Origin of the sequence: Aquibium sp. A9E412, from assembly GCF_030398335.1 — a bacterium.
In the GTDB taxonomy this organism is placed as follows: Bacteria; Pseudomonadota; Alphaproteobacteria; order Rhizobiales; family Rhizobiaceae; genus A9E412.
The window spans coordinates 51520-68048 of the sequence record NZ_JAOAOP010000015.1; the positions used below are offsets into that span (position 1 = coordinate 51520).

11 protein-coding genes are annotated in these 16529 nt (G+C 73.4%); all 11 read left to right on the forward strand.

Annotated elements, in window-relative coordinates:
- Positions 1 to 119: 119 nt before the first annotated feature.
- The gene (locus N1F89_RS08250) at positions 120 to 821 is read left to right on the forward strand and encodes a response regulator transcription factor (RefSeq protein WP_290083252.1); all 702 of its coding nucleotides are present in this window, start codon (positions 120 to 122) and stop codon (positions 819 to 821) included.
- Between the two features lie 24 nt (positions 822 to 845).
- On the forward strand, positions 846 to 2627 hold the full coding sequence (locus tag N1F89_RS08255; RefSeq protein ID WP_290083254.1) for a sensor histidine kinase: 1782 nt from the start codon (positions 846 to 848) through the stop codon (positions 2625 to 2627).
- Positions 2628 to 2630: 3 nt separating this feature from the next.
- Positions 2631 to 3092 carry an HPr kinase/phosphorylase gene (locus N1F89_RS08260; protein WP_290083255.1) on the forward strand — a complete coding sequence of 154 codons (462 nt, stop codon included), beginning with the start codon at positions 2631 to 2633 and terminating at the stop codon, positions 3090 to 3092.
- 264 nt (positions 3093 to 3356) lie between these two features.
- Complete coding sequence (locus N1F89_RS08265) at positions 3357 to 3758, forward strand: PTS sugar transporter subunit IIA (RefSeq protein ID WP_290083257.1); 402 nt, start codon at positions 3357 to 3359, stop codon at positions 3756 to 3758.
- Positions 3755 to 4057: an HPr family phosphocarrier protein gene (locus tag N1F89_RS08270; protein WP_290083258.1), complete on the forward strand. Its 303-nt coding sequence runs from the start codon at positions 3755 to 3757 to the stop codon at positions 4055 to 4057. The genes N1F89_RS08265 and N1F89_RS08270 overlap by 4 nt, the downstream gene beginning before the upstream one ends.
- A 150-nt stretch (positions 4058 to 4207) precedes the next feature.
- Positions 4208 to 5608, forward strand: a complete 1401-nt coding sequence (gene ahcY, locus N1F89_RS08275) for an adenosylhomocysteinase (RefSeq protein ID WP_290083260.1) — start codon at positions 4208 to 4210, stop codon at positions 5606 to 5608.
- 302 nt (positions 5609 to 5910) lie between these two features.
- A complete protein-coding gene (locus tag N1F89_RS08280; RefSeq protein WP_290083272.1) occupies positions 5911 to 8319 on the forward strand; it encodes a PAS domain-containing sensor histidine kinase in 2409 nt (802 codons plus the stop codon).
- Positions 8320 to 8324: 5 nt separating this feature from the next.
- Complete coding sequence (gene tsaE, locus N1F89_RS08285; RefSeq protein WP_290083262.1) at positions 8325 to 9839, forward strand: tRNA (adenosine(37)-N6)-threonylcarbamoyltransferase complex ATPase subunit type 1 TsaE; 1515 nt, start codon at positions 8325 to 8327, stop codon at positions 9837 to 9839.
- Positions 9836 to 10564: a nucleotidyltransferase family protein gene (locus N1F89_RS08290; protein ID WP_290083264.1), complete on the forward strand. Its 729-nt coding sequence runs from the start codon at positions 9836 to 9838 to the stop codon at positions 10562 to 10564. Before tsaE ends, N1F89_RS08290 begins: the two co-directional genes overlap by 4 nt.
- The gene (gene addB / locus N1F89_RS08295; protein ID WP_290083265.1) at positions 10561 to 13686 is read left to right on the forward strand and encodes a double-strand break repair protein AddB; all 3126 of its coding nucleotides are present in this window, start codon (positions 10561 to 10563) and stop codon (positions 13684 to 13686) included. Before N1F89_RS08290 ends, addB begins: the two co-directional genes overlap by 4 nt.
- Positions 13683 to 16529: double-strand break repair helicase AddA (gene addA, locus N1F89_RS08300; RefSeq protein ID WP_290083267.1), on the forward strand; the 2847-nt coding region annotated here is incomplete at its 3' end. The genes addB and addA, both read left to right, overlap by 4 nt.

The following is a 16529-nucleotide window of genomic DNA, read 5'->3' on the forward strand; positions in this document are numbered from 1 at the left end:
GCGGGCATGCGCCGTGACTTCGCCGGCGGCATATGCCACATTTTGTACCCAATTTGTCCTGCATCTGCGGGCCGACGCGCAGCAGGAAGGGACGCCCGCTCATGAGGGAGCCACAGGACATGGCAACGATCGCGCTTGTCGACGACGACCGCAACATCCTCACCTCGGTCTCGATCGCGCTGGAATCGGAAGGCTACCGGGTCGAGACCTACACGGACGGCGCGTCGGCGCTGGAGGGGCTGTCGGCGCGGCCGCCGAACCTCGCCATCCTCGACATCAAGATGCCGCGCATGGACGGCATGGAGCTGTTGCGCCGGCTGCGCCAGAAGACCGACCTGCCGGTCATCTTCCTGACCTCCAAGGACGACGAGATCGACGAGCTGTTCGGCCTCAAGATGGGCGCCGACGACTTCGTGCGCAAACCGTTCTCGCAGCGCCTGCTGGTCGAGCGCGTGCGCGCGGTGCTGCGCCGGGCGAGCGCCCGCGAGGCCGGCGCCAAGGCGCCGAGCACGCAGTCGCGCTCGCTCGAGCGCGGCCAGCTCGCCATGGACCAGGAGCGCCACACCTGCACCTGGAAGGGCCAGCCGGTGACGCTGACGGTGACCGAGTTCCTCATCCTGCACGCGCTGGCGCAGCGCCCCGGCGTGGTGAAGAGCCGAGACGCGCTGATGGATTCGGCCTATGATGAGCAGGTCTATGTCGACGACCGCACGATCGACAGCCACATCAAGCGGCTGCGCAAGAAGTTCAAGTCGGTCGACCGCGAGTTCGACATGATCGAGACGCTCTACGGCGTCGGCTACCGCTTCCGCGAGGTCTGACGCCGCGCGACGGCAGACGGGGTCATGGATCAGGACGTCAGGAGAACGATGCCGGGACAGCGGCGCGCGCCGCGCGCCGCGCCGTCCGGAGTCGGCCGGCTGTCGGTGCCGCTGCGCCGCTTTCTCGGCCACCACGTCTTCTCCAGCCTCACCCGGCGCATCCTGTTCCTCAACCTGGCCGCGCTCGGCGTGCTGGTCGTCGGCATCCTTTACATGAACCAGTTCCGCGACGGGCTGATCGACGCCCGCGTGGAAAGCCTGATGACCCAGGGCGAGATCATCGCCGGCGCCATCGCCGCCTCGGCGACGGTGGAGACCGATTCGATCATGATCGACCCGGACAAGCTGCTCGAATTGCAGGCCGGCGAGAGCCTGCCGCCCGGCTCCGACCAGCTCGACAGCTTCGATTTCCCGATCAATCCCGAGCTCGTCGCCCCGGTGCTGCGGCGGCTGATCTCGCCGACCCGCACCCGCGCGCGCATCTACGACCGCGACGCCAACCTGCTGCTCGATTCGCGGCATCTTTATTCGCGCGGCCAGATCCTGCGCTACGACCTGCCGCCGGTCGAGGAGGAGGAGACCGATCTCCTCGAGCGCGTCGGCGACTTCCTGAGCGAGCTGTTCTGGCGCTCCGACCTGCCGGTCTATCAGGAGCAGCCGGGCGGCACGGGCGCGGCCTATCCGGAAGTGATGACGGCGCTGACCGGCGTGCCGGCGACCATCGTGCGCATCAGCGAGCAGGGCGAGCAGATCGTCTCCGTCGCGGTGCCGGTGCAACGCTTCCGCGCCGTGCTCGGCGTGCTGATGCTGTCGACCCAGGGCGGCGACATCGACAAGATCGTCGCCGCCGAGCGGCGCGCCATCCTGCGCGTCTTCGCCGTGGCCGCGCTGGTCACCGCCATCCTGTCGATGCTGCTCGCCTCGACCATCGCCAATCCGCTGCGCCGGCTGTCGGCGGCGGCCGTGCGGGTCCGGCGCGGCGTCAAGGACCGCGAGGAGATCCCCGACTTCTCCGAGCGCCAGGACGAGATCGGCAATCTGTCGGTGGCGCTGCGCGACATGACCAACGCGCTCTACGCCCGCATCGAGGCGATCGAGAGCTTCGCGGCCGACGTCGCGCACGAGCTGAAGAACCCGCTCACCTCGCTGCGCAGCGCGGTGGAGACGCTGCCGCTGGCGCGCGACGAGCGCTCGCGCGAGCGCCTGCTGGAGGTCATCCAGCACGACGTGCGCCGGCTCGACCGGCTGATCACCGACATCTCCGACGCGTCGCGGCTCGACGCCGAGCTGGCCCGCGAGGACGCCGGGCGCATCGACCTGAAGCGTTTCGTCGGCGACCTGGTCGAGACGCTGCGCGCCACCACCGCCGGCGCCAAGAAGCCGGTCGACATCAGCTTCCACGCCGACAAGCCGCCGGCCGGCGTCAAGGGCTACTACGTGGTCGGCCACGACCTGCGGCTCGGCCAGGTGCTCACCAACCTGATCGAGAACGCGCGCTCCTTCGTGCCAGAGGAGAACGGCCGCATCCGCGTCGTGCTGTCGCGCGCGGGACGGCGCAACGTGATCGCGGTCGAGGACAACGGGCCGGGCATCCGGGTGGAGAACATCGAGCGCATCTTCGAGCGCTTCTACACCGACCGGCCGGCCGGCGAGGCGTTCGGCCAGAACTCGGGCCTCGGCCTGTCGATCTCGCGGCAGATCGTCGAGGCGCATGGCGGCTCGCTGTCGGCGGAGAACATGCCCGGCGCGAAACCCGGCGACATCCGCGGCGCGCGCTTCGTCGTCACCCTGCCGTCGGACGGCTGAGCCGTGCCGGCGGCGGTCAACCGCCACGCCACGGCCGTCGTCGTCGGCGAGCGCGGCATCCTGATCCTCGGCCCGTCGGGCAGCGGCAAGAGCCGCCTGGCGCTCGCGCTGCTCGGCCATGCGCGCGGCCACGGCCTGTTCGCCCGTCTCGTCGCCGACGACCAGGTGTATCTCGCTGCCGCCGGCGGCCGGCTGCTCGCCGCCGCGCCGGCGCCGATCGCCGGGCTCGTCGAGGTGCGCGGCGCCGGTCCCGTGCCGCTCATGCATCAGCCGCGCGCGGTGATCGACCTCGCCGTGAGCCTGGTGCCGGCGGCCGAGGCGCCGCGCGTTCCGGAGCCAGGCCGCATGGCGCTTGCCGGCGTCGACGTGCCGCACCTGGCGCTCGCCGAGCGCGATACCGGCGCGGCGACGGCGGTGTTCGCGGCGCTCGGCCTCGCGCCATTTTGCCGCGCAAGCATCGTCTGAGCGGGCGAATCCGCGCGGCGTGTCGATTTTGGGCTTGTCAATGCCCGGCGGGCTGACAAGATAGCGGGTCATGTGCGCGGTCGCGACGCGGCCACGCATCCTCCGGTCCGCACCCGGCGGGGCGGCCGGCAACCACAAGACCCAATGCCGTATGGCAAAGTGACGGGATAGGCACGTGACGAGTTCAACCGCCGGACCGGCCGGGGCATCCGGGTCCGACGCAAGCGGCAGTCCCGCGCGCGGGTGCCGGGGAAACGCGGGCGCATGATCGGCGTCGTACTGGTGACCCACGGCCGGCTGGCCGACGAGTTCCGCCATGCGGTGGAGCATGTCGTCGGCGCGCAGGACAATTTCGAGACGGTGTCGATCGGCGCCGAGGACGACATGGAGCAGCGCCGCCGCGACATCATCGACGCGGTGGCGCGCGCCGACACTGGCAGCGGCGTCGTCATCCTGACCGACATGTTCGGCGGCACGCCCTCCAACCTGGCGATCTCGGTGATGGAGCCCGGCCGCATCGAGGTGGTCGCCGGCATGAACCTGCCGATGCTCATCAAGCTGTCGAGCGTGCGCAGCCGCGACGACATGGCCGCCGCGCTCGACGAGGCGCAGAACGCCGGCCGCAAATACATCAACGTCGCCAGCCAGATCCTCAACGGCAAATGACCGCGCTCAGCCCTCCGCACGGCACCGACGCCATCCGCCGCCGCTTCTCGATCGTCAACCAGCGCGGCCTGCATGCCCGCGCCTCGGCCAAGTTCGTGCAGATCGTCGGCAGCCACGACGCCCGCGTCGAGGTCGAGAAGGACGGCATCACGGTCGGCGGCACCTCGATCATGGGGCTGATGATGCTGGCCGCCAGCCCCGGCTGCTGCATCACCGTGACGGCGCGCGGCCCGCAGGCCGAGGCGGTGATGGCGGCGCTCGAGGGCCTGGTGGCGGGCCGCTTCGGCGAGGAGAGCTGAGGCGGACGCGGGCGGCTGCCCGGCACCATATGCAGGGATAAAGATTTCTTTATATCCCGTTGTCGACCGGCCGGCGATCTGCTAGGCAGACGGCGGTTTGGCGCCGGCCTTCGGCCGCGCGCGCAGGATTCTTTCGACAGGAGAGGCGCAATGGCCGGCAGCAAGGACTATGTGGTCGCCGACATCGGACTGGCGGCCTGGGGCCGCAAGGAAATCGAGATCGCCGAAACGGAGATGCCGGGCCTGATGGCCTGCCGCGACGAGTTCGGCAAGGCCAAGCCGCTCGCCGGCGCGCGCATCACCGGCTCGCTGCACATGACGATCCAGACCGCCGTGCTGATCGAGACGCTGAAGGCGCTCGGCGCGGAGGTGCGCTGGGCCTCGTGCAACATCTTCTCGACGCAGGACCACGCCGCGGCGGCGATCGCCGAGACCGGCACGCCGGTGTTCGCCGTCAAGGGCGAGACGCTGGAGGAGTACTGGACCTACACCGACAGCATCTTCCAGTGGCCGGACGGCGAGCCGTCCAACATGATCCTCGACGACGGCGGCGACGCCACCATGTACATCCTGCTCGGCGCCCGCGCCGAGGCCGGCGAGGACGTGCTGTCCAACCCCGGCAGCGAGGAGGAGGAGGTCCTGTTCGCGCAGATCCGCAAGCGCATGGCCGCCACGCCCGGCTTCTTCGCCCGCCAGCGCGACGCCATCAAGGGCGTCACCGAGGAGACGACGACCGGCGTCAACCGGCTCTACCAGCTCCAGAAGAAGGGGCTGCTGCCGTTCCCGGCGATCAACGTCAACGATTCGGTCACCAAGTCGAAGTTCGACAACAAGTACGGCTGCAAGGAATCGCTGGTCGACGGCATCCGCCGCGCCACCGACGTGATGATGGCCGGCAAGGTGGCGGTGGTGTGCGGCTACGGCGACGTCGGCAAGGGCTCGGCGCAGTCGCTGCAGGGCGCCGGCGCGCGCGTCAAGGTCACCGAGGTCGACCCGATCTGCGCCCTGCAGGCGGCGATGGACGGCTTCGAGGTGGTCACCCTCGAGGAGGCCGCGCCGAGCGCCGACATCATCATCACCGCGACCGGCAACAAGGACGTGGTGACGCTCGATCACATGCGCCAGATGAAGGACATGGCGATCCTCGGCAACATCGGCCACTTCGACAACGAGATCCAGGTCGCCGCGCTGCGCAACCTGAAATGGACCAACGTCAAGCCGCAGGTCGACCTGGTCGAGTTTCCCGACGGCAAGCGCATGATCCTCTTGTCGGAGGGCCGCCTGCTCAATCTCGGCAACGCGACCGGCCATCCGAGCTTCGTCATGTCGGCCTCCTTCACCAACCAGGTGCTGGCGCAGATCGAGCTCTATGCGCGCGGCGCCGACTACGAGAACAAGGTCTACGTGCTGCCCAAGCATCTCGACGAGAAGGTCGCCCGCCTGCACCTCGGCAAGCTGGGCGTCAACCTGACCGAGCTGTCGGACGAGCAGGCCTCCTATATCGGCGTGTCGCAGCAGGGACCGTTCAAGCCCGAGCACTACAGGTACTGATCCTTCGCGATCGAACCACAAGATATGGCGGCCGGGGGCTTGACAATCGCCCCCGGCCTTCTTTTTGCCGCGGCGCCCGCTTCACGCCGATTCGGCGAGCAGGTACAGTGGAGTGATTCGCGTCGTCGCCGGTTTTCGGGGTCCGGCGGTGTGCCGCGGCGCGGGTGGGCGGTCTTGATGATCACGCGGCGGAGAGGGACAAGACATGCCAGGGTTGGACCCGCGGGGCGGCGGGATGGAGCGAGCCCGTGCATGAGGCGAGACCGGCACGGCCCCTGAGGGCGTGGGCGCTCGCAACCACGCTGCTGTGGCCGGCGAACGCCTGGTCGCAGTCGACGGAGACGGGCGCCGGCCTGTCGGTCGGAACGCTCGAGGTGATCCAGCTTTCCATCTTCGCCGGCGTCATGGGCGCCGCCCTCCTGTCGGCCATCTGGCTGATCCGCGAGCGCGCCCGCACCGCCGCACAGAACCACGCGCTGCGCGAGCGCATCGCCGAGCTGTCCGGCGCGCTGCAGCGCTCCGACGCGCTGCTCAACCTGAACGACCAGCGCGTCGTGCTGTGGGAGCGCGACAGCCGCAAGCCGGCCGTCGTCGGCACGCTGCCCGGCGACAGCGGCGCGCCCGACGAGCGCGGCGCCTTCCTCGCCTTCGGCCGCTGGCTGACGCCGGCCTCGGCCTTCGCGCTGGAGCGCGCCGCCGCCGCGCTGCGCGAGCGCGGCGAGGCCTTCGACCTGGTGGTCGAGACGTCGCGCGGCGGCCCTATCGAGGTGCACGGCCGCAAGAGCGCGCTGCACACCGCCATCCGCTTCGTCGCCCCGGCCGAGAGCCGCCGCGAGCTCGCCCGGCTGCGGCTCGAGGCGCAGCGCCTGCGCGCCGAGCACGACAGCCTGCTGGGGCTCGCCGAGGCACTCGCCATGCCGGTCTGGGTGCGCGACGGCGAGGGCCGCCTGGCCTGGGCCAACCGCGCCTTCGCCGAGGCGGCCGAGGCCGGCGCGCCGGGCACCGCCGTCAGCGAGGGCCGCGAGCTCCTGACCACCGCCGCGCGCAGCGAGATCGCCCGCGTGCACGCCGCCGAGGCGGTGTTCCGGCAGACCCTGTCGGCGGTGGTCGGCGGCGAGCGGCGCATGTACGCGGTCACCGACGTCGCCCACGCCGGCGGCTCGGCCGGCATCGCCGTCGACGTCAGCGAGATCGAGGCGATCCGCCGCGAGCACCAGGACACCGTGCGCAGCCACGCCGACACGCTCGACCAGCTCAACACCGCGGTCGCCATCTTCGACGCCGAGGCCAAGCTGCGCTTCTTCAACCAGGCCTTCCAGAAGCTGTGGGACTTCGAGACCGGCTTCCTGGAATCGAGCCCCGACAACGCGCTGCTGCTCGACCGGCTGCGCAGCGAGGGCAAGCTCGCCGAGCAGCCGGAGTGGCGCCGCTGGACCGAGGCCGTGCTGTCGGCCTACCGCTCGATGGACTCGCAGGAGCACTGGTGGCACCTGCCCGACGGCCGCACGATCCGCGTCGTCGCCACGCCGCAGCCCAAGGGCGGCGTCACCTGGGTGTTCGAGGACCTGACCGAGAAGATCGACCTGGAAAGCCGCTACAACGCGGCACGGCGCGTGCAGGGCGAGACGCTCGACAACCTGGCCGAAGGGGTCGCGGTGTTCGGCCCGGACGGCCGGCTGCGGCTGTCCAACCCCGCCTTCCGCTCGCTGTGGGGCCTGCCGGCCGAGGCCACCGCGCCCGAGGCGCACATCGCCACGGTGCGCGCGGCCTGCGACGCGCTGGCCAAGGACGGCCCGTGGAGCGAGTTCGTCGCCGTCGTCACCGGCTTCGACGACGAGCGCCGCGACCGGCACGGCCAGACCGAGCTCGTCAACGGCACGATCCTGAGCTACGCCCTCATCCACCTGCCCAACGGCCAGGTGATGATGACCTTCGTCGACGTCACCGACACCGTCAACGTCGAGCGCGCGCTCAAGGACAAGAACGAGGCGCTGCAGAAGGCCGACCAGCTCAAGAACGACTTCGTGCAGCACGTCTCCTACGAGCTGCGCTCGCCGCTGACCAACATCATCGGCTTCACCGAGCTGCTGACGCTGGAGACCACCGGGCCGCTCAACCCGCGCCAGCGCGACTATGTCGACCACATCTCCTCCTCGTCGGCCGTGCTGCTGACGATCGTCAACGACATCCTCGACCTGGCGACCGTCGACGCCGGCATCATGCAGCTCGACATCGGCGAGGTGCGGCTCGGCAACGTGGTGCAGTCGGCCGCCGATCTGGTCGCCGAGCGGCTGCGCGAGCACGACATCCGCCTGGCGCTCGACATCGACCCGCCCGGCGCGGTGTTCCATGCCGACGAGCACCGGGTGCGCCAGATCCTGTTCAACCTGCTGAGCAACGCGGCCAACTACGCGCCGGAGGGCAGCACCGTCACGCTGACGGCGCGCGGCGCGGACGCCTGGGCCGAGTTCCGCGTGCACGACGACGGGCCGGGCATCGCGCCGGACGTGCTCGACTCGATCTTCAAGCGCTTCGAGCCGCGCGCCGGCGGCGGCCGCCGGCGCGGCGCCGGCCTCGGCCTGTCGATCGTCAAGAGCTTCGTCGAGCTGCACGGCGGCAGCGTCGACATCGAGACCGGCGAGGGCCGCGGCACCTCGGTGATCTGCCGCTTCCCGCTGGTTCCCGCCGGCATGCGGGTCGCGGCGGAGTAGCCGCCGTGGCGCCGGGCCGGATCGAGCGGCCGCTTGCCGGCGAGGCCGACACGCTGATCTTCGGCCAGGACCTGGCGCGCGCGCTGCGCCGCGGCGACCGGGTCGGGCTGGCCGGCGACCTCGGCGCCGGCAAGACGACGCTCGCCCGCGCCGTCATCCGCACGCTCGCCGACGATGCCGGCCTCGAGGTGCCGAGCCCCACCTTCACCCTGGTGCAGGCCTATGACGAGACGCGCATTCCGGTGCGCCATTTCGACCTCTACCGGCTCGCCGCGCCCGAGGAGATCGAGGAGCTCGGCCTGGCCGAGGCGGCCGGCGCCACGCTCGACCTCGTCGAATGGCCCGAACGCGCCGGCGTGGACTGGCCGGGCGACGCGCTCATGGTGCGGCTCGAGCAGGCCGGCGCCGGCCGCCGCGCAGTCGTCACCGGCCCCGACGAGGCGCTGGCCCGCGTCGCCCGCTCGCTCGCCATCCGCGACTTCCTGGCCGCCGCCGGCCACGCCGAAGCCACGCGCCGGCCGCTCGCCGGCGACGCCTCGCCGCGCGCCTACGAGACGGTGCATGGCGGCGACGGCATCGCGCGCGTGCTGATGGACGCGCCGGCCCGGCGCGACGAGCCGCCGGTGCGCGGCGGCCGGCCCTACAGCGCCGTCGCCCGCATCGCCGGCTCGGTGCATGCCTTCGTCGCCGTCGACCGGCTGCTGCGTGCGGCGGGCTTCGCCGCGCCGCGCATCGACGCGGCCGACCTCGACCAGGGCCTGCTTCTGACCGAGCATCTGGGCAGCGAACCGGTCGTCGACGCCGCCGGCCGGCCGATCGCGGCGCGCTACCTGGCCGCCGCCGAGCTGCTCGCCGCGTTGCACGCCCGGCCTTGGCCGCGCACGGTCGACCTCGACGGCGCCGCCTACCGCATCCCCGACTACGACCGCGCCGCGCTGGCCATCGAGACGGAGCTGTTTCTCGACTGGTACGTGCCGTTCGCCACCGGCCGGGCGGCGGACGAGGCGATGCGCGCGACCTTCGCGCGGCTGTGGCAGGCGCTGTTCGAGCGCCTCGAGAGCCACGAGCGCAGCCTGGTGCTGCGCGACTTCCACTCGCCCAACCTGATCTGGCGCGGCGACCGGAGCGGTCACGACCGGCTCGGCCTGATCGACTTCCAGGACGCCGTCATCGGCCCGGCCGCCTACGATCTCGCCTCGCTGGCGCTCGATGCGCGCGTCACCGTGCCGGCGGCGCTCGAAAGCGCCGTCCTCGCGCGCTACCGCGCGGCGCGCGGGCCGGGCCTCGACGCCGCCGCGCACGGCGAGGCCTATGCGATCGCCGCCGCGCAGCGCAACACCAAGCTGCTCGGCATCTTCGTGCGGCTCGACCGGCGCGACGGCAAGCCGGCCTATCTCGCCCACCTGCCGCGCATCCGCGCCTATCTCGCGCGCGCGCTCGCCCACCCGGCGCTCGCCGCGCTCGCCGCCTTCTATGCCGAGGCGGGCGTGCTCGATCCGACGACGGAGGACGGGGCGTGAGCGGCACCGTGCCGCGCCGGGCGATGGTGCTCGCCGCCGGGCTCGGCACCCGCATGCGGCCGATCACCGAGCGGCTGCCGAAGCCGCTGGTGCCCGTCGCCGGCCGGCCGCTGATCGACTGGGGCCTCGACGCGCTGGCCGCGGCCGGCGTCGAGGAGGCGGTAATCAACGTGCACCACCTGGCCGACCGGCTCGTCGCCCATCTGGCGACGCGGACGCGGCCGCGCATCGCGATTTCCGACGAGCGCGCGCGGCTGCTCGATTCGGCCGGCGGCATCGTCAAGGCGCTGCCGCTGCTCGGCGACCGGCCGTTCCTGCTCGTCAACGCCGACACCTTCTGGATCGACGCCCCCGGCACGGCCAATCTCGAACGTCTGGCGCTTGCCTGGCGCGCCGGGCGGATGGATAGTCTGCTGATGCTCGCGACGCTCGACCAGGCGACCGGCCACGGCACGAAGACCGACTTCGTGGCCGACGGCGACGGCCGGCTGCGCCGCACCGCGCCCGGCGAGACCGGCCTCGTCTATGCCGGCGCGGCGATCGTCGATCCGCGCGTCTTCGCCGGCGCGGCGGCCGAGCCGCACTCGCTCAACCTGTATTTCGACCGCGCCATCGCCGCCGGCCGGCTCTACGGCATGCCGCTCGCCGGCGCCTGGATCACCGTCGGCACGCCCGAGGCGATCGCCGCCGCCGAGGCGGCGGTGGCACGCGCCGGCACCGCATGAGCGGCCGCCCGGCGCCGCGTGTGCTGTCGGTGCCACCCGGCGCGCCCTTCCTGCCGACGCTGGCCGAGGCCTTCATGACGGGTGCGCTGGTGCCCGCCTTCCGCTTCGACGGCGACCCGCTGGCGATGGCCGACGCCACCATCTACGTGCCGACGCGGCGCGCCGCGCGCGAGCTCCGCAGCGTGTTCGTCGAGCGCGCCGGCGGCCGCGCGGCGGTCCTGCCGCGCATCCGCCCGCTCGGCGAGTTCGACGAGGACGCCGCCGCCTTCGAGCCGGAGGGCGCCGACGTGCTCGACCTGGCGCCGCCGATCGCCGCGCAGGAGCGCATCCTGATGCTGGCGCCGCTGGTCCAGGCGTGGAAGCGCCGCGTGCCGGCGCATGTCGCCGCGCTCTACGAGGAGGGCGTGGTGGTGCCGGCCTCGGCGGCCGACGCCATCTGGCTGGCGCGCGATCTCGCCGCGCTGATCGACGAGGTGGAGACGGAGGGCAGCGACTGGTCGAAACTGTCCGGCCTGGTCGCCGACGACCTGGCCGGCTGGTGGCAGGTGACGCTCGACTTCCTGCGCATCGTCACCGCCGCCTGGCCGGCGGCGCTGGCCGAGCGCGGCCGCTCCAACCCGGCCGCGCACCGCAACGCGCTGATCCTGGCGGAAGCCGAGCGGCTGCGCCGCAACCCGCCGCCCGGCCCCGTCGTCGCCGCCGGCTCGACCGGCTCGATCCCGGCAACCGCGACGCTGCTGGCCGCCGTCGCGCGGCTCGACAAGGGCGCCGTCGTGCTGCCCGGCCTCGACGGCGAGCTCGACGAGCGCGCCTGGGCGGCGATCGGCGCGGCGGAAGATCCGGCCGGCTTCGGCCATCCCCAGTTCGGCCTCAAGACGCTGCTCGCCGCGCTCGGTGTCGCGCGCTCGGAGGTGCCGCAGATCGGCGCGCGGCCGCCGGCCCGCGCCGCCCGCGCGCGGCTCGTCGGCGAGGCGCTGCGCCCGGCCGAGACGACCGACGACTGGGCCGAGCGCCGGCCGCTGGCCGAGACGGCGGTGGCGGCCGGCGCGCTCGACGGCGTCGCGCTGGTCGAGGCGGCCAACGAGCGCGAGGAGGCGCTGGCGATCGCCGTGGCGCTGCGCCGCGCCATCGCCGCCGAGGGCGCCAGCGCCGCCCTGGTGACGCCCGACCGCGCGCTCGCCCGCCGGGTGGCGGCCGAGCTCGGCCGCTTCGGCATCGAGGCCGACGATTCGGGCGGCCGGCCGCTCGCCCAGGGGCTCGGCGCCGGGCTCATGCGGCTGCTGCTGGAAGCGGTGTTCCGGCCCGGCGACCCGGTCGCCGCCATCGGCCTGCTCAAGCATCCGCTGCTGCGCCTCGGCCGGCCGGCCGAGACCGTGCGGCGCGCCGCCGGCGCGGTCGAGCTGGTGGCGCTGCGCGGCGGCACCGGCCGGCCCGACGCCGCCGACCTCGCGCCGCTGCTGGAAAGCCGGCTCGCCGCGCTGGCCGCCGGCCGCCGGCCGCCCTGGTTTGAGCGGCTCACCGCCGCCACCCTCGCCGAGGCGCGCGCGCTGGTCGCGGCGCTGACCGGAGCGCTCGCGCCGCTCGCTGCGCTGCGCGCGCAGGAAAGCGTCGATCTCGCCGCCATCCTGCGCGTCACCGTCGAGACGCTGGAGGCGCTCGCCGCGACACCGGACGGCCGCCGCGCCGGGCTCTACGAGGGCGATTTCGGCGAGGCGCTGGCCGGCTTCCTGCGCGGCCTGGTCGACTGCCGCACGCCGCTCGCCTTCCGGCCGGCCGAATGGCCCGACATCCTCGCCGCGCTGATCGCCGGTGAGACGGTCAAGCCGCCGGTCGGCGCCGACCCGCGCATCGCCATCTGGGGCACGCTCGAGGCGCGGCTGCAGAGCGTCGACACGCTGGTGCTCGGCGGCCTCAACGAGGGCACCTGGCCGCGCCAGGTGGAGGCCGACCGCTTCCTGTCGCGCCTCATGAAGGGCGGCCTCGACCTCGAGCCGCCGGAGCGGCGCATCGGCCAGGCGGCGCACGACTTCGTCATGGCGATGGGCGCGCCCGCCGTGGTGCTGACGCGCGCGGCGCGCGCCGGCGACGCACCGGCGGTCGCCTCGCGCTGGCTGCAGCGCCTGACCGCCTTCGCCGGCGAGCGGGCCACGGCGGCCATGCGCGAGCGCGGTGCCGCGATCGCCGGGGCCGCCCATGCGCTGGAGCGCGTCGCGCCGGTCGACTACGCACCGCGGCCGCAGCCGACGCCGCCGCTCGCCGCGCGGCCGACGCGCTTTTCCGTCACCGAGGTCGAGACGCTGCGGCGCGACCCCTATGCCGTCTACGCGCGGCGCATCCTCGGCCTGCAGCCGCTCGAACCGCTGATCCGCGACCCCGGGGCAGCCGAGCGCGGCACGCTGTTCCACGCCATCCTGCAGCGCTTCGTGCAGGCGGGCACCGATCCGGCCGCGCCCGACGCGCTCGACGCGCTTCTCGCCGCCGGCCGCGCGGCCTTCGCAGAGGCGGCGCTGCCGGCCGACGTCGCGGCGGTGTGGTGGCCGCGCTTCGCGCGCACCGCCGAAGGCGTGATCGCCTGGGAGCGCGGCCGCGCGGCGGCGATCGCCACGCGCATCGCCGAGGCGCGCGCCGCGCCCTTCGCCACCGCCGCCGGGCCGACGCTGTCGGGCTATGCCGACCGCATCGACCTGCGCACCGACGGCGCCGCCGAGATCATCGACTTCAAGACCGGGGCCGGCCCCTCGAAGGTGCAGGCGCACACGCTGGTGGCGCCGCAGCTCGCGCTCGAGGGCGCGCTCCTGGCGCGCGGCGCCTTCGCCGACATCGGCCCGCGCGAGCCGGCCGAGCTCGCCTATGTGCGGCTGCGGGCGAACGGCACGGTCGGCCAGGAGAGCGTGCTCGAACACAACCGGCGCACGCGCAGCGCGGCCGACCTGTCGCAGGAGGCATGGGAGCGGCTCGAACGGCTGTTCGCCCATTACGGGCGGGCCGAAGCCGGCTACCTGTCGCGCGCCCTGCCGTTCCGCGAGGGCGACACGGAGGGCGACTACGACCACCTGGCGCGGGTGCTGGAATGGTCGGCCGGCGCCGACCGCGACGGCGACAGCGGCGGCGGCGAGCCATGAGCCTGCGCTATCCCGTGCCCGACGACACGCGCGCCGAGCAGGCGCGCGCCTCCGACCCCTCGGTCTCGGCCTGGGTGTCGGCCAATGCCGGCTCGGGCAAGACGCATGTGCTCGCCCAGCGCGTCATCCGGCTTTTGCTGTCGGGCACCGACCCGGCGCAGATCCTGTGCCTGACCTACACCCGCGCGGCCGCCGCCAACATGGCCAACCGCGTCTTCGAAAGCCTGGCGCGCTGGAGCCTGATGCCCGACGACGCGCTGGCCGAGGCGATCGCGGCGATCGAGCACCGCCGGCCGGGGCCGGACAAGCTGCGCATGGCCCGGCGGCTGTTCGCGCGCGCGCTGGAGACGCCGGGCGGGCTCAAGATCCAGACCATCCACGCCTTCTGCGAGGCGGTGCTGCACCGCTTCCCGCTCGAGGCCAACATCGCCGGCCATTTCGAGCTGCTCGACCCGCAGATGGAGACCGCGCTCGTCGCCGAGGCGCGCCGCGCGCTTCTCACGCAGGCGGCGGCGGCCGACGACCCGGCGCTCGCCGAGGCCTTCGCCGAGGTTCTGGCGCGCGGCGGCGAAGCCGGGCTCGACGGCCTCATGTCGGAGGTGGTGGCCAAACGCGAGCGCCTGCGTGGCGTGATCGACGCGCTGGCCGGCGACACGCCGCCCTTCGCCGCGCTGTTCGCCGAGTTCGGCTTCGCACCGCACGAGACGGCCGAGACGGTGGCCGCCGCCTGCTGGCCGCTGCCCGGCTTCTCGGAGGCCGACTTCGCCGCTCTCGCCGAGGCCGCCGCCGCGACCGGCGCCGCGCAGGTGGAAAACCGCATCCTGCCGGAGGCGCGCCGCGCCTTCGCCGAGACCACCGCGACGCGCCGGCTCGAGGCGCTGGCGGCGGGCTTTCTCAACCAGAAGGGCGAGCCCTACGGGCCGACGACCTTCAAGAAGGCGCTGCGCGAGCGCCTGCCGGACCTGGAGACGCGCTACGAAAAGGCGGCCGAGGCGATCAGGGCGACGGCCGACCGGCTGGCGCTCTACCGCATGCTGCAGGCGACGCGCGCCGCCCTCACCCTCGCCGACCGGCTGATCGAGCGCTACGAGCGGCTCAAGCGGGCGCGCGGCTTTCTCGATTTCGACGACCTGATCGCGCGCACCGTGCGGCTTCTGTCGCGCGCCGATGTCGGGCCCTGGGTGCAGTACAAGCTGGACCGCGGCATCGAGCACATCCTGCTCGACGAGGCGCAGGACACCAGCCCCGACCAGTGGCGCGTGGTGCGCCGGCTCGCCGAGGAGTTCTTCGCCGGCCTCGGCGCGCGCGACCACGTCCGCCGCACCATCTTCGCCGTCGGCGACGAGAAGCAGTCGATCTATTCCTTCCAGGGCGCCGCGCCGGCGGCCTTCGCCGAGACCGGCGCCGCCTTCGCCGAGGCGGTGCCGGCGGCCGGCGGCGCCTTCGCCCAGGTCCGCCTGCAGCGTTCCTTCCGCTCGACCGAGGACGTGCTGGCGGCGGTCGACCTGGTGTTCTCGCGCGCCGAGGTGCGCAAGGGGCTGACGCGCTACGACGACCCGGTCGACCACAAGGCGATCCGCCGCGGCGCGCCGGGCTATGTCGAGCTGTGGTCGATGCTGCGGCCCGAAACGGTCGAGGAGCCGGACGACTGGACGCTGCCGGTCGACCACGCCTCGGCGCCGGCGGTGCGGCTGGCCGAGACCATCGCCGCCACCATCGCCGGCTGGCTGGCCGACGGCGAGACCATCGAGGGCACCGGCGCGCGGCTGACGCCGGGCGACGTCATGGTGCTGGTGCGCAAGCGCGACCGCTTCGTGCACGCGCTGTCGCGCAGCCTGAAGAACCGCGGCGTCGCGGTGGCCGGCGCCGACCGGCTGCGCCTGACGCAGCACATCGCGGTCAAGGACCTGATCGCGCTCGGCCGCTTCCTGGTGCAACCGGAGGACGACCTGGCGCTCGCCGCGGTGCTGCGCAGCCCGCTGTTCGACGTCTCCGAGGCGGCGCTGTTCGCGCTGTGCTGGCCGCGCGCCGACGGCGGTTCGCTGTTCGCCGCGCTCAACGCCACCGCGCAGGACGACGCCGCGCTGGCGCCCGTCGCGGCGATGCTGGAGCGCTGGCGCCGGCAGGCGGCGGTGCGGCCGGTCTTCGAGCTCTATGCCGGCATCCTGGCCGGCGCCGGCGGCCACCCGCCGATGCGCGGCCGCTTCGTCGCCCGGCTCGGCCACGAGGCGAACGACATCCTCGACGAGTTCCTCGGCTTCTGCCTGGCCTGCGAGCGCAGCGGCCTGCCCGGCCTCGAGGCCTTCCTCGCCGACGTCGAGACCGCCGCGCCGGAGATCAAGCGCGAGATGGACCAGACGCGCGACGAGGTGCGCATCATGACCGTGCACGCGGCCAAGGGGCTGGAGGCGCCGGTCGTCTTCCTGGTCGATCCCGGCAGCGCGCCGATGAGCGACAGCCACCTGCCGCGCCTCATCCCGTTCACGCCGCAGGGCGGCGGCTGGCCCGGCGACGGCGTCCTGTGGCGCGCCGGCAAGGACGTCGCCAACACCGCCTCGAGGGCGCTCGAGGCGGAGGCGCGCGCCAAGGGCGAGGAGGAGTACCGCCGGCTGCTCTATGTCGGCATGACGCGGGCCGAGGACCGGCTGATCGTGTGCGGCTACAGCGGCACCAGGGGACCGGCGGCGGGCTGCTGGCACGCCATCGTGACGGGCGCGCTCGAGGGCAGCGAGGCGGTCGAGAGGCGCGACGCGCCGGAGGCCTGCCGGCCGGTGCTGCGCTACCGGGTGACGCCGCAGGTGGCGGCGGCCGGCCCGGCCGAGGCCGCGCCGCCGCAGGCGCCG

Coding starts and splice junctions, on each gene's coding strand:
- N1F89_RS08250 (WP_290083252.1), top strand. CDS start 120: ATGGCAACGATCGCGCTTGTCGACGACGACCGCAACATCCTCACCTCG.
- N1F89_RS08255 (WP_290083254.1), top strand. CDS start 846: ATGGATCAGGACGTCAGGAGAACGATGCCGGGACAGCGGCGCGCGCCG.
- N1F89_RS08265 (WP_290083257.1), top strand. CDS start 3,357: ATGATCGGCGTCGTACTGGTGACCCACGGCCGGCTGGCCGACGAGTTC.
- N1F89_RS08270 (WP_290083258.1), top strand. CDS start 3,755: ATGACCGCGCTCAGCCCTCCGCACGGCACCGACGCCATCCGCCGCCGC.
- ahcY (WP_290083260.1), top strand. CDS start 4,208: ATGGCCGGCAGCAAGGACTATGTGGTCGCCGACATCGGACTGGCGGCC.
- addB (WP_290083265.1), top strand. CDS start 10,561: ATGAGCGGCCGCCCGGCGCCGCGTGTGCTGTCGGTGCCACCCGGCGCG.